We start from the raw sequence: 13761 nt of genomic DNA, 5'->3' as shown, positions 1-13761 counted from the left end.
CGCTATTTCTCCGTGGCTGGTTCGGCAAATGCGTCCCGCGCGATTTTTTTCAGGTGTGCGGAGAGCCCGCGCGGCCACTGTTCGGTTATACGGTAAAATGTATCGCGGTCGCCGCTGTGCAGGGCCTGTACGGCGCGGTCGTATGCTGGCAGGGATTTACCCAGCGCAGTCATGGTTCTCTCGGTCGCCTCGCGCGCTTCACGGCGCAGTGGGGACTCGGGAGCTTCGGCAGGTGACGTATCGCCGACATCAATTGCACCGAAATCTAACTGCAGCGGTTCGCTCGTTGCGTCATCGAAAATCAGCACCGATTCCAGTGCCCCTCGGCTTAGTGTCCTTTTTAACTCCTGAATAACTTCGGTGTAGTGACCCTGGGCCACCCGCTGATGTCCGTTGAAAGCGCTTACGGTACGGGACGCGTATTTTTCGGAATGGCTCACAATTCCCTCTTATATTTTTTGACCATTTGGTTAATTATTTTAAGGGGTGCTGTGAGTTTTCTGAAGCCATTGGACGAGTTTCACGCCACGCACTTGCACCCGCGGGTCCCGTTGGTTTCTGTATTTCGCGCTGGCAATAAAAAACCCCGACAGTCGCCTGCCGGGGTTTGATGCGCGGGATCAGCTTGTCAGCATTCAGAACTGGTAGCTGACGCCCACAGAAGCGGTGCGCGGACGGTTCACCCGGGCACCGTCAGGAGCACGGTTGATAATCGCCTGCTTGTCGAGCAGGTTATCGATCTTCAGGTAGGCGGCGAGGTCACTGCTGAAATCGTAGTGCGCGGCAGCGTCCATCACCCAGAGTGACTCGGTGAAGTCGTTCTGGTCGGTGTTGCCGCGGTTACAACTGGTGTTCACGCACATATCGTCCTGGAAAGCGGCGGTAAGGTTCACGCGCCAGGCGGCACCGCTGTCGATGCCGGTGGTCAGCGCAAATACGTTCTCCGGCAAATAGGCAAAGTTGTCGCCGTTCGCTAGCCCGCTTTGACCGTCGGACTCAATGTACTCGAGACTGTCTTCGCTGATTTCTGCGTCGGTGTAGGTGTAACTTGCCTGCAGGGGAATCATCCAGCCGTTATCCAGAGACCATTCACCGCGCACGCTGGCTTCCAGTCCGCGGATCTCGGACTGCCCCAGAGCATAGTTGCCACTGTCCTGACCGTTGGCGCAGGGCTGGGCCACGGAGCAGTTCTGTACGGTGCTTTCGTAGTCGCTGAAGAACGCAATCAGCTCAAGCTGCAGATTGTCGTTCAGCAGGCGGAAACCGCCTTCGTAGTTGGTGGACAGGTCACCGGCTTCGCCATCGGAGGAGCCGCTACCGGGAGGCGCGAAGCCGCGGTGCACACCCGCAAGCAGGGTCAGCGCGTCGCTCACCGCATAGGTCACACCCAGCCCTGGCAGCCATTCATTCATGGCGTTGGAACGGCTGCTGCCCTCCTCGGTGCGCTCATTGTTTTCATAGCGCTGCTGGCGGGTTTCCAGGTCTTCGTAACGGAGGGCTGCGGTCAGCGCCAGGGCATCGTTTACCTGGATCTGGTCGTACACAAACAGGGAAGTCGCGTCGGCTTTGCCGACTCGGTTGTTGCTTGAGCTCGGGTCGCTAATACCCTGAAATACCAGCTCGCCGTCGATCTGGCTGTAATTCTCTACCGGCTGAAAGCGATCCACATCGTCGTAGTGATCGCGCACGCCGAATTGCAGATCGTGGGCGATGCTGCCTGTCTCCAACTGTAAGCTAGCGCTTACTTGCACACCACGGGACACGTAGGTGCGGTCGTTGTGCTTGATGCCCACGTTGTCGTAATCCATGGTGCCATCGAGCACCGCCTGGGCGTCGGCATCGCCGGCGTTCGCCTGATCGATGAGATTGCCCAGGCTGACCTTGAACCAGTCGCGTTTGAATTTGTTGTAGTAGGCCTGGGTGTTCAGGCTGAAGTCGTCGCTTAGCGCAATCGTGTGATTCAGCTGCACGGTGCTGTGGCGATTTTCCATTTCATCCAGGGCGCTGATACCGTAGCGGCGGTTAGGGTCCTTTTGGAGATCGGCATCGGTCAGCCCGAGATAGCTCATACCGGACTCTTCTTCCGAATACTGCAGCTTGATATCCAGCTGCTGGGCGTAGGCCGCACCCTGCGCTGAATTCAAGCGGCCTTTCACCAGGTAATCTTCTTTGGCGATATCGGCACTTCCCGCGCGATCGATATCGCGGAAGCCATCTGCCTGTTGCTGGTGTGTTTCCACCAACCAGCCACTGGTTTCGGTACTGCTGCCGTAATAGGTGTGCAGACGGTTTTCACCAAACTGGCCAGCTTCCAGCTGCACCTTACCTGTGCTGCCATCGGGGATTTGGGTGCTCACCATGTTCAGCGCACCGCCCACGGTGAAAGGGCCGTACTTGAGCGTGGTGGGGCCCTTGAGGACCTCAATCGCCTGCAGGCGTCCTGCGGTGGGGAAATAATAGGCTTCCGGGGCAGAATATGGGGCCGGTGCTACCAGTACGCCGTCTTCTAACAGCGAGATCTTGCCGGAGCGTTCGCCGAAGGCACCGCGGATACCGATATTCGGGCGCAGGCCGTAACCGTCTTCCTCACGCAGGTAGATCCCCGGCACATTGCGCAGCATGCGATTGATATCGACAAATTCGAATTTTTCCAGATCTTCGGCACTGACCAACTGCGCTGAGCCGGGCAGTTTGTGCAGCTGCTCGCTGTTACCCAGCACCGATATGGTTTCCAGGGGTTCGTAGGTCTCTGCCACGGCAGCATTGGCGCTCAAACCGGCAAACATGGCAATCGAAAGTGGGGCGAGGGAAAAACGGGCCATTGGCTCTCCTTAGTCCAGGTCTCTCATCAATATTATTAATGAGAACGATTATATTTTTTTAAAACACTTATGTCACGCAGGACATGGACTTTTACTTGTACGTGTGTTCAAGGTTTTGGAGGCACTTGGTGCGAGCCTACTATGGGGCGTTACATCCCTTGCTTCGATGTGGGAGCCTCTATGCTGAGACCGATACAGGAATCGGATATCGAGCGCCTACTGCAGCTCTGGCTGCACCTGGCCTGTAGCAGTCACCCGAGCCTGCCGGTGAGTTACTGGACCGATCAGGGAAAGGCAATGCGCCGGCGGCTTCGGGAGCAGTGCCGGTTTGGCACAGCACCAGACCTGGCGTCCAGTAATCACTGGGTTTATACCCGGGAGGACAGCAGAATACCGGAGGGTTTGGTAACGATTACCGAAAATCGACAGGTGGACACGATTTTCGTCTCGCCCGGGGAACAGGGGCACGGGGTAGGCAGCGAGCTAATGGCTCAGGCAAAATTCGGGCGTTTACAGCTCGAGACTTCGGTTCTGGAAGAAAATCTGCGCGGCCGCTATTTCTTGCAGCAGCATGGCTTCAGCGAGGCGGAAAGGGTCTTCAACGCGGCGGCGAACCAGGACGAAATTACCATGCACTGTCGGGTTGCGTAGCGCTGCCGTTATCGCGCCGTAAAAAAAGCCCGGTCGATACTATCGACCGGGCTTTTGTGCATTGGTCTTGTGCCGGATTGTGCGGCACAAGGACAACTCAGACGTCGAGGTTCTCGACGGCCAGAGCATTGCTCTCGATAAACTCGCGACGAGGTTCTACCTGATCTCCCATGAGGGTGGTAAAGATCTGGTCCGCGGCAATGGCGTCTTCCACGGTCACCTGCAGCATGCGACGGGTTTCCGGGTTCATGGTGGTATCCCACAACTGCTCCGGGTTCATCTCCCCCAGACCTTTATAACGCTGGATGCTGTAACCGCGACGGCTTTCGTTCATCAGCCAGCCCAGCGCTTCGGGGAAGCTGTATACCGGCTGCTGCTTTTCGCCGCGCTGGATATAAGCGCCCTCTTCCAGCAGGTCCTGCATCTTTTCACCCAGCTGACAGATAGCGCGGTACTCGGCGGAGTCGAAGAATTCGTGGCTCACGGTATAGCGGCTGCTGACGCCGTGGGCCACGATATCGATAGTGGGCAGGTACAGGTTGCGCTCGCTGTCTTCAGTGACGGAAACACTGTGCCGACGGCCGCCTCCCTCGCCTTCCTGCTCCAGTCGTGCCTGCAGTTTTTCTCCCCACTGATTCATGGCTTCGCTGGACTGCAGGTCTTCCGCTTTTACACTCGGCAGGTAAACCATGCTCTGCAGCACCTCTTGCGGGTACAGGCGTGACAGTCGGTCAATGGTGGCCATAACGGCGCGGTATTCCTTCACCAGGGACTCCAGGGCGGTACCGGACAGTCCCGGAGCCTCCGGGTTCACAAACAGTGTGGCGCTTTCCAGAGCCGCGTTGGTAAGGAACTGGGTCAGCGCAGCCTCATCCTTCAGATACTGTTCCTGCTTACCCTTGCCGATCTTGTACAGTGGTGGCTGGGCGATAAATATGTGGCCGCGCTCGATCAGCTCCGGCATCTGACGGAAGAAGAAGGTCAGCAGCAGGGTGCGGATGTGCGCACCATCGACGTCGGCATCCGTCATGATGATGATGGAGTGATAACGCAGCTTGTCCGGGTTGAATTCGCTCTTGCCGATACCACAGCCCAAAGCGGTAATCAGGGTGCCCACTTCCGCGCTCGAGAGCATTTTGTCGAAACGCGCCTTCTCCACGTTCAGGATCTTGCCCTTCAGTGGCAGGATCGCCTGGGTGCGGCGATCGCGGCCCTGCTTCGCGGATCCGCCGGCGGAGTCACCCTCCACCAGATACAGTTCAGACAGCGCCGGGTCTTTCTGCTGACAGTCGGCGAGCTTGCCGGGCAGGCCGGCAATATCCAGAGCACCCTTGCGGCGGGTCATCTCACGGGCCTTGCGCGCCGCCTCACGAGCGCGGGCGGCATCGATCATTTTTCCCACAACAGCCTTGGCTTCCTGTGGGTTTTCCAGCAGGTAGTCGTTAAATGACAGTCCCATTTCCTGCTCAACCGCGGGCTTTACCTCGGAGGAAACCAGCTTGTCCTTGGTCTGGGAGGAGAATTTCGGGTCCGGTACTTTCACGGAAATGATCGCCGTCAGACCTTCGCGGGCGTCGTCACCGGTGGTGCTGACCTTGTCCTTCTTGCCCACACCTTCTTTTTCGATGTAGTTATTCAGGCCGCGGGTCAGCGCGGCGCGGAAGCCCGCCAGGTGGGTACCACCGTCCCGCTGCGGGATATTGTTGGTGTAACAGTAAATGTTTTCCTGGAAGGAATCGTTCCACTGCAGCGCCACTTCGACCGCGATGCCGTCTTCACGCTGGTTTTGGAAGTGCAGCACCTTGTTGATCGGCGTCTTGTTCTGGTTCAGAAACTCCACAAACGCGCGCAGACCGCCTTCGTATTCGTAGATTTCCTCCTTACCAGAGCGCTCATCACGCAGCACGATCCGTACACCGGAGTTGAGGAAGGACAGCTCACGCAGACGCTTGGCCAGCTGCTCGAAATGGAACTCGATATTGGTAAAGGTATCCGCAGAAGGCTTGAAGTGAACCGCGGTACCGGTCGTTTCACTGTCACCTACCACGCTCAGCGGTGCATCAGGCACGCCGTGGCGATATACCTGCTCGTGAATCTTGCCACCGCGACGGATGGTCAGTTTCAACTCTTCAGACAAGGCGTTCACTACAGAGACCCCCACTCCGTGGAGGCCGCCCGACACCTTGTAGGTGTTGTCGTCGAACTTACCGCCGGCGTGGAGCACGGTCATGATGACCTCTGCGGCGGAAACACCCTCCTCCGGGTGCATTTCTGTTGGAATTCCGCGGCCATTATCGGACACGCTGACAGATTCATCGGGATGAATGGTTACCCGAATTTCGTCGCAGTGTCCTGCCAGGGCTTCGTCGATGGAGTTGTCCACCACTTCGAACACCATATGGTGGAGGCCGGTGCCATCATCGGTATCGCCGATATACATTCCCGGGCGCTTTCGCACCGCATCCAGGCCTTTGAGTACCTTGATGCTACTGGAATCGTAGTTATTCTCTTGCGACATTCTGTTGCTCCATTCGCGCCGGCACCATTGCCTGGCCTGCTGTGTTCAGTATTCCGGTAATTTGTTGCGCGCCGGGCGCTAATACTGCCGGCTCGCTTCCCAACCACCAATCCATTGCTGTTTGGTTTGTTTGTTTCCCCCTCGTCCGGGGAGAAATACGCTTCAGACTTGTAGCTATCTCCTAGCGATCGCCTGGCGCCTCAGCAGCGCTTACCACCCCATGTTCCACGTGGAACATTTTCGGCCGCCCCCATTCACCCGGCAGCGCCAGCCACGGCTGAGCGGTCACACTGGGCTCAATCCCCGTAACCAGCACCTGGCTGGCACAATCACTTACCCAGCGGGCAAACAATGCCTGATTGTCCTGATCGAGCTCAGATGGCAAGTCATCTACCAGAAAGACCGGTTTATCATCGCCTCCGACCACCGATGCCATGGCTGTTCGCAGCGCGCAAACGGCCATTTTCTGCTGACCTCGAGAAAGGACCACGTGAGCGGGCTGACCGTGAATGGCAAACCTCAAGTCGGCCCTGTGTGGTCCAACGCGGCTAAACCCCTGCTCTATATCGCCTTCCCGAGCCGCTTCGAATGCATCTCCGAACGCCAGATCCTTCTTCCAGCCGCTCCGATATCCAAGTTGAAGATCTCCAAAGACATCTCCTGGTAGATCCCCGAGCCGCTGGTGAAAAAGGACTTTCAGTCTCTCGAATACGCCGCGCCGGAGTTCATCTACCACTTCGCCACTCTGTAGCAGCTGCTGCTCCCAAGGAGCAAGCAAATTGGAGTCAATTTTACCACGACGAAGCAGTGCATTGCGTTGCTTTAACGCGCTTTGATACACCTTCCAGTGCGTGGAAAACGAATGTTCCACGTGGAACACTGACCAGTCCAGGAGCTGACGACGAACACCCGGACCACCGTCCAGCGCGGAAAAACTTTCACTATTGATAACCTGCAACGGCAGACACGCCGCCAGCTGAGAACTGGTGTCAGCGGCAACCCGATTAATCCGTATCCGGCTTTGACCATCGCGACGCTTCTCTACACCGAGCGATACCCCCCCTGCCAGGCGACCGAATACCGCCAGCGACTCTTCGCCGTAGCGGATAACCGTCTGGCTCTGCCGGGAACGAAAAGAACGCCCGCTGGCCAGCATATGCACTGCCTCGAGCAACGAGGTCTTACCACTGCCGTTCAAGCCGCAAAACAGGCTGACACAGCCGTCAATGGCAAGGTCGCCCTGCCGAATATTCCGGAAATTGTTAAGAACCAGACGACTCAGTGCCACCGGAAACACCTCACTGATATACCGGCAGCCGATTCCTCTACTCTCTTTTTCAGGGCCGGTAATCCCGGGCAAATACGAAAAGACCGCCAACCAAAATGGAAGGCGGTCTTGTTCTGTGGTCCAGGTTGCGGGATCAATCTAAGCACTCGCGATGGTTTTCTGTGCCTCGATCTACAATCAGAGGCGCATCGGCATAATCACATATACCGCATCGCCCTGCTCGGGCTGCTGTAAAAGCGCGCTGCTATTTGCGTCACCCAGACCGATCCGAATCTGATCGCTGTGAATGGCACCGGTGACATCAAGCAGGTAGCCGACATTAAAGCCGATCTCCAGCGGATCACCGTGGTAATCCACCATAAGCTGCTCTTCCGCTTCTTCCTGCTCAGGGTTATTGGCAACAATCTGCAACAACCCCTCGGACAACTGCAGGCGCACACCGCGATACTTTTCATTGGAGAGAATCGCAGCGCGCTGGAACGCCTGCCGCAGGGCAAGACGATCGGCAAAGACTTCATTACCGGTACCCCGAGGCAGTACCCGCTCGTAATCCGGGAACTTGCCATCCACCAACTTGGACGTGAACGTGAAGGGGCCGCATACCACGCGAATATGGTTATTCCCGAGCACGACGTCGGCGCTTGCATCGCTGTCTTCGAGCAGACGCGCCAGTTCGAGAACGCCCTTGCGCGGCACAATCGCCTGCACAGGGGAATCGACATTCAGTCCGGGCGCATCGCGATCACACAGCGCCAGGCGGTGACCGTCGGTCGCCACCGCACGCAGCTGTTGCGGACGGCACTCCAGCAAAAGGCCATTCAGGTAGTAACGCACGTCCTGCTGCGCCATGGCAAAACCGGTGGCATCAATAAGGCGGCGAATTTCGCGCTGCGAGATAGAGAAGCGGCTCTGTGCAGTGGTTTCTTCCTGATTAGGGAAGTCACTGGCCGGCAGCGTAGACAACTGATAGCGGCTGCGACCACTGCGCAATACCAGGCGCTCACCATCGCGCTCAAACTTCAGCTCGGAACCATCTGGCAGGGAGCGGCAGATATCCAGCAACTTGCGCGCGGGAACGGTGACCTCACCCTCAAGTTCCGCCGGCTGATCCAGCTGCAGGCGGCCAACAATTTCAACTTCCAGATCGGTACCGGTCAGCGAGAGCTCCTGCCCCTGCAGTTGCATCAGCACGTTGGCCAATACGGGCAGGGTCTGGCGCTTTTCTACCACGCCAGCCACCAGCTGCAAGGGCTTTACCAGGGCATCACGGCTTACGCTGAATTTCATAAATATCGCCTTGATCTACGTTAGGTCGTTCTTGTTGTTACGCGACTGCGAACCATACAGCCGCGAAAATTCAATAAATATCAATAACTTAAGTGGTCAGAGAGCGGGTAAGCAGGCGCACATCCTCGCGAATATCGCCGTCGGACTCCTGCAGCTCCTTGATCTTGCGGCAGGCGTGCAACACCGTCGTGTGATCGCGCCCACCAAAAGCGTCGCCGATTTCCGGCAGGCTGTGGTTGGTCAGCTCTTTCGCCAGCGACATTGCCACCTGGCGCGGGCGCGCGACCGATCGACTGCGACGCTTCGACAGCAGATCCGCCACCTTGATCTTGTAATACTCCGCTACCACGCGCTGAATATTGTCGATACTTACCAACCGATCCTGCAACGCCAGCAGGTCTTTCAGCGCCTCACGCACCAGAATATCGTCAATCGCGCGGCCGGTGAACTGGGCATTCGCAATTACCCGCCGCAGCGCACCTTCCAGTTCGCGAACGTTCGAGCGAATGCGCTGAGCGATAAAAAACGCCGAATCGTGAGGCAAATCCACACCCACCTGTTCGGCCTTTTTCATCAAAATGGCCACACGCGTTTCCAGCTCCGGCGGCTCAACCGCCACCGTAAGACCCCAACCGAAACGCGACTTGAGGCGCTCTTCAAGGCCGTCGATTTCCTTGGGGTAACGATCGCAGGTAAGAATGATTTGCTGCCCGCCTTCCAACAACGCGTTGAAAGTATGAAAAAATTCTTCCTGGGAGCGCTCTTTACCGGCGAAAAACTGAATGTCATCGATCAGTAGTGCGTCGACGGAACGGTAATAGCGTTTGAAATCACTGATGGCGTTAAGCTGCAGTGCCTTCACCATATCCGCAACAAATCGCTCAGAATGCAGATACACCACCTTGGCGTTGGGGTTGCGCTCCACCAGAGCATTGCCCACGGCGTGCATCAAGTGGGTCTTACCCAAGCCGACCCCGCCATATATAAACAGCGGGTTATAGGCGCCACCGGGGTTATCCGCGATCTGCTGCGCCGCGGCGAGGCCCAACTGGTTCGACTTACCCTCCACGAAGGACGCGAAGGTGAACCCGCGGTTCAACGCGCTGCCGTGCTTGATGGCACCCTCAACCTCAACCTTGCGCTGACCCGTGCCGTTAACCGGCACCGGCGGCACTGCCGCATCACCGCCATGCAGGTCCGCGGGCAGCTTCTCCGCCGCGGTCAGCGCATCGGCCCCGGCCTCTTCCGCCGCCAGATTACTGTGAGCCTCCATGCCGGGCAGGCTGCGGTTCACAGGAACCGACTGGGGCGGCTGTACCGGCGGCGCAACCGGGACAGACCGCTCGTGCACGGTGGCGCGACGGCCGGGACTTCCCCCGGTAACCGCCGCGGTAGCGGCGCCGTAGCCCGGCGCCGCCATCCCGCCGGCACTGCCCGAAACGGAATGACCAGCACCTTCGGGTGCACGGGAGTAACCCCCAAATCCAGTGGACTGACCATGGCCACCTTGCGGCGGCCCGCCATAAGTCGCATCGCCATTCAGGCTGCGACGAAAACGGGAGGTGCGCCGATCCAGCGCAACAACTTCGACCGGCACGGAGCGGCCGGCAAACTGCTGAACCAGCTCGCGAATCCGATCGAGAAACTTGTCACTCACCCAGTTGAGGATAAAACGGTTGGGCGCAACCAGGCGCAACTCCCCTTCGGAGCTGTCATCACTGACGCGAAGCGGCCGAATCCAGGTGCTGAATTGCTGCGGTGGCAGCTCATCCTGTAAACAGGCAGCACACTGCTTCCAGACGGAATCAGACAAGGAACCCCCTAAAAAGACGGAAAGAGGTGTAACTGCGCCCGGAAAACACCGGCCCAACCGCATACTGTGGACCGCCCCCAAAAAACGCCGGGCATCACCTCAAAAGAAGGGCGACAGTATATCTGTTAGACCAGGGGTTATCCACAATTCACCTCAAATTGGGGACAAGTTTTCCGCGGGAAAGCCTTGAAATATCAAACACTTGACCACTAAGTGAGCGAGCAGACCTACCCGTGCAGGGAAAGTTATCCACACCAACCTGTGAATATCATGGGACCAACCGGTGTACTCCCACGAATATTGCCTGCAATACAATCACTTAGCATTTTTGCGCCAAAATCCACCCCAATCGCGTGTCCCGCGTTAGACGAGCGCGGGCGCACACGTCGATTTCCAGACTCTATATAAGGAAACAAGAACCCGACGCGCAGCCAGGCAACCGCCGATGAACCCAGAGCAATTGCTCAACCAATAATCACTACCCGATCGTTGCTTTGACTGGCTTCTTTCTATACAATCCGCCGCCTTCGCAGTGCATAGCCCGCTCCGAAGTTCGCCCACGCCGACAGGAAGGGCAAGCCGCTAACGGGCTAATGCCAAACGCGGTAAAGAATTACCCAAACTTCCCGGACACAACTCCAGGACAACAATCCAGGTAGTAATACGATGAAACGTACATTTCAGCCAAGCAACTTGAAGCGCGCTCGCACCCACGGTTTCCGTGCCCGTATGGCCACCAAAAACGGCCGTAAGATTCTGGCTCGTCGCCGCGCCAAAGGCCGCAAGGTTCTGTGCGCCTAAGATTGCCGCCTAGCGAGCAACCTTATACTTGCCACTGAATCACTATGCAGTGCCCACGCAGCGACTTCGCATTCGCCAAGCCGCTGCGGCTGCTCAATGCGGCGCAGTATCGCGCCGTTTTTGATTCTGCGCCGGTTCGTGCCGCGCAACCCCAATTCCTGATCCTCGCCCGCCCCAACGAGCTGCAGCATCCCAGGCTCGGCCTCGTTATTGCCAAAAAGCACGTCCGCAACGCCACCGACCGCAATCGCATCAAACGCATTGCCCGGGAAACCTTCCGTCTGCGTCAGCACGAACTGTTTCCGCTGGATGCGGTAGTCCTCGCCCGTGGGGGAGCCGGCGAGCTGGACAATGAAGCGCTGGGCAAGATTTTCAACAAACTGTGGCGCAAGCTCGACCAGCGCGCACGGGACCCCCAGCCCCAGCAGAATAGCGGTCAAAACCGCGGCCGCAGCAAACCACAGCGGCGTAAACCGGGCGGCAAACGGCACGGACCAAAACAGTCCTCTAGCCAAACCTCGGCGAAAACACCGCCACAAAAAGCATCAAAACCCGCGGGCAGTGACCAGTGACCTGGCTGGCCATCAAGCTGATCCACCTTTACCGGCTGATTGCCAGCCCCTGGGTCGGCAACCAGTGCCGTTTCTACCCCACCTGCTCCCGTTATGCTGAAGAAGCATTAAACACACACGGATTCTGCAAAGGGGGTTATTTAACCCTGCGTCGCCTTATAAAATGCCACCCCTGGCACCCGGGGGGGCTCGACCATGTCCCACCCGCGGCGCAAGCACCCGAATCACCGGCGACCGTCGAGGCGCCGCCCAAGCAACAAGGCTAACGACATAATGGATTGGCAACGCTACACGCTGGTCGGCGGCATCGCCGCGGTCCTTCTGGCATTGATTTATCAATGGAATGCTTACGAAGAGCAACACGCCCCCGCCATTGACCAGAAAACCGTGGTGCATCACCAGAGCGCCGATACGGAAACCCTACCCAGCAGCCAGGCCCAGTCGAGCACCCGCGGTGCCGGCAGCGAACTGCCCGAAGGCGCCATGCCGGAAGTGGGCACCAGTGACCAGCCAAAGCTGATCACCGTCAACACGGACACCCTGAGCCTGTTGATCGACCCCCACGGCGGCGACATTGTGAAAGTCGCACTGCGCGAGTTTTACGAACAAATTGACACCCCGGACCGACCTCTAATTCTGCTGAACCAGACCCGCAGCCACACCTATGTGGCCAAGAGCGGTCTGGTCGGCGGCAAAGGCAACTGCTCCGCCGGCCGCCCGGTATTCACCAGTGACGCCAGTGAATACGCCCTGCAGGAAGGCAAAGACGTTCTCACCGTTGACCTGAAACAGTCTCAGGGTGATATCGGATTTACCAAGCGCTTCACCTTTACCCGTGGCGACTACCTGGTGAAAGTCTCCTACCTGGTGGATAACGGTCGCGACAAACCATTGCTCGCTGGCATGTGCGGCGAAATCGTGCGCGACAGCCTGGAGCCGCCGGTGGATATGGGCATCGGCATGTCCCCGTTCCTGGGTGCGGCCCTGCACACCAACGAAGAAAACTACTTCAAGCAGGACTTTGAAGACATCACCAAAAAGCCCACCACCGAAACCATCGAGGGCGGCTGGGTAGCCATGGTGCAGCACTACTTCCTGAGTGCCTGGGTGCCGGACCAACAGCTTCAGAACACCTACAAACTGCAACCCATCGGCAACGGCCTGTACAGCATGGGCTTCAGCAGCCCGCCCCTACGCATTGATCCGGGCCAGAACGGCAGCGTCGAAGCTTCTTTCTATGTGGGCCCGAAAGATGTCTATCGCCTGGAAGAGATTTCCCCCTACCTGGATCTGACCGTGGATTACGGTTGGCTGTGGTGGCTGGCCAAGCCGATGTTCCGCGTGCTGCACTGGATTCACGAGCACCTGATCGCCAACTGGGGCTGGTCCATCATTCTGCTGACGGTATTTATCAAGGCGCTGCTGTACCCGCTATCCGCCGCCGGCCTGAAGTCCATGGCGCGCATGCGCAAGTTTGCGCCGCAGATGAAGAAACTGCAGGAGCAGTACAAGGACAACCGCCAGAAACTGGCGGAAGAGACCATGAAGCTGTACCGCCGGGAGAAGATCAATCCGGTGGGTGGCTGTCTGCCCATTCTGCTGCAGATGCCGGTGTTTATCGGTCTCTACTGGATGCTGATGGAGACGGTGGAGCTGCGCCACGCACCGTGGATTTTGTGGATTCACGATCTGTCGGTGAAGGATCCCTACTTTATCCTGCCGGTTATCATGGGCGCCTCCATGTGGCTGATGCAGAAACTGCAGCCGCAACCCACGGATCCAACCCAGGCGAAGATCATGCAGCTGATGCCGATCATGATGACTTTCTTCTTCCTGTGGTTCCCGGCTGGCCTGGTACTGTACTGGATCGCGAACAACCTGATCTCCATCGCCCAGACCTGGTTTATCAACAAGCAGGTTGAGGCGGCAGGGGCCACCAGCAAGTAACAGGCACCAGTAAATAACTGCCAGCAGTTACATTCCATATAGAAAGGGCCGCAACTAGCGGC

General features: G+C 57.8%; 11 protein-coding genes. 5 read left to right on the top strand and 6 right to left on the bottom strand.

What is annotated here, in order from left to right:
* Positions 1–2: 2 nt before the first annotated feature.
* Positions 3–440, bottom strand: a complete 438-nt coding sequence (locus ACXAG1_RS08785) for a DUF2239 family protein (RefSeq protein WP_475119510.1) — start codon at positions 438–440, stop codon at positions 3–5.
* Between the two features lie 195 nt (positions 441–635).
* Positions 636–2822, bottom strand: coding sequence for a TonB-dependent receptor family protein (locus tag ACXAG1_RS08780; RefSeq protein WP_475119509.1), 2187 nt, complete (start codon positions 2820–2822; stop codon positions 636–638).
* Between the two features lie 180 nt (positions 2823–3002).
* On the opposite strand from ACXAG1_RS08780, the gene ACXAG1_RS08775 reads away from it, so the two are divergent.
* A complete protein-coding gene (locus ACXAG1_RS08775) occupies positions 3003–3473 on the top strand; it encodes a GNAT family N-acetyltransferase (RefSeq protein WP_475119508.1) in 471 nt (156 codons plus the stop codon).
* Between the two features lie 97 nt (positions 3474–3570).
* On the opposite strand, the gene gyrB is transcribed toward ACXAG1_RS08775, so the two are convergent.
* From gyrB to dnaA, 4 genes are all read right to left on the bottom strand, one after another.
* Entirely contained in the window at positions 3571–5991 is a 2421-nt protein-coding gene (gene gyrB, locus ACXAG1_RS08770) for a DNA topoisomerase (ATP-hydrolyzing) subunit B (RefSeq protein ID WP_475119507.1), read from the bottom strand.
* A 181-nt stretch (positions 5992–6172) separates the two neighbouring features.
* A complete protein-coding gene (gene recF / locus ACXAG1_RS08765; RefSeq protein ID WP_475119506.1) occupies positions 6173–7279 on the bottom strand; it encodes a DNA replication/repair protein RecF in 1107 nt (368 codons plus the stop codon).
* Between the two features lie 177 nt (positions 7280–7456).
* Positions 7457–8566, bottom strand: a complete 1110-nt coding sequence (dnaN, locus tag ACXAG1_RS08760; RefSeq protein ID WP_475091317.1) for a DNA polymerase III subunit beta — start codon at positions 8564–8566, stop codon at positions 7457–7459.
* 88 nt (positions 8567–8654) lie between these two features.
* Positions 8655–10379 (bottom strand): chromosomal replication initiator protein DnaA, encoded by a 1725-nt coding sequence (dnaA, locus tag ACXAG1_RS08755; RefSeq protein WP_475091316.1) that lies wholly within the window; start codon positions 10377–10379, stop codon positions 8655–8657.
* A 666-nt stretch (positions 10380–11045) separates the two neighbouring features.
* Between dnaA and rpmH the strand changes: the two genes are divergently transcribed.
* From rpmH to yidC, 4 genes are read left to right on the top strand one after another with little or no spacing between them, the layout of a single operon-like run.
* A complete protein-coding gene (gene rpmH, locus ACXAG1_RS08750; RefSeq protein ID WP_043319858.1) occupies positions 11046–11180 on the top strand; it encodes a 50S ribosomal protein L34 in 135 nt (44 codons plus the stop codon).
* 44 nt (positions 11181–11224) lie between these two features.
* Positions 11225–11752, top strand: a complete 528-nt coding sequence (gene rnpA, locus ACXAG1_RS08745; RefSeq protein ID WP_475119505.1) for a ribonuclease P protein component — start codon at positions 11225–11227, stop codon at positions 11750–11752.
* Positions 11749–12018 carry a membrane protein insertion efficiency factor YidD gene (gene yidD, locus ACXAG1_RS08740; RefSeq protein WP_475091314.1) on the top strand — a complete coding sequence of 90 codons (270 nt, stop codon included), beginning with the start codon at positions 11749–11751 and terminating at the stop codon, positions 12016–12018. The genes rnpA and yidD overlap by 4 nt, the downstream gene beginning before the upstream one ends.
* 7 nt (positions 12019–12025) lie before the next feature.
* Positions 12026–13699: a membrane protein insertase YidC gene (gene yidC, locus ACXAG1_RS08735; RefSeq protein WP_475119504.1), complete on the top strand. Its 1674-nt coding sequence runs from the start codon at positions 12026–12028 to the stop codon at positions 13697–13699.
* The last annotated feature ends 62 nt before the right edge of the window (positions 13700–13761 follow it).

Source organism: Microbulbifer sp. ABE4_465, assembly GCF_056160765.1.
Note: the sequence above shows the minus strand (reverse complement) of the source record. Positions and strands in the feature narration are given on the sequence as shown.

Bases quoted from the DNA above. Each gene is read 5' to 3' on its own strand.
- ACXAG1_RS08780 (WP_475119509.1), bottom strand. From the start codon at position 2,822: ATGGCCCGTTTTTCCCTCGCCCCACTTTCGATTGCCATGTTTGCCGGT.
- ACXAG1_RS08775 (WP_475119508.1), top strand. From the start codon at position 3,003: ATGCTGAGACCGATACAGGAATCGGATATCGAGCGCCTACTGCAGCTC.
- gyrB (WP_475119507.1), bottom strand. From the start codon at position 5,991: ATGTCGCAAGAGAATAACTACGATTCCAGTAGCATCAAGGTACTCAAA.
- dnaN (WP_475091317.1), bottom strand. From the start codon at position 8,566: ATGAAATTCAGCGTAAGCCGTGATGCCCTGGTAAAGCCCTTGCAGCTG.
- rpmH (WP_043319858.1), top strand. From the start codon at position 11,046: ATGAAACGTACATTTCAGCCAAGCAACTTGAAGCGCGCTCGCACCCAC.
- rnpA (WP_475119505.1), top strand. From the start codon at position 11,225: ATGCAGTGCCCACGCAGCGACTTCGCATTCGCCAAGCCGCTGCGGCTG.
- yidC (WP_475119504.1), top strand. From the start codon at position 12,026: ATGGATTGGCAACGCTACACGCTGGTCGGCGGCATCGCCGCGGTCCTT.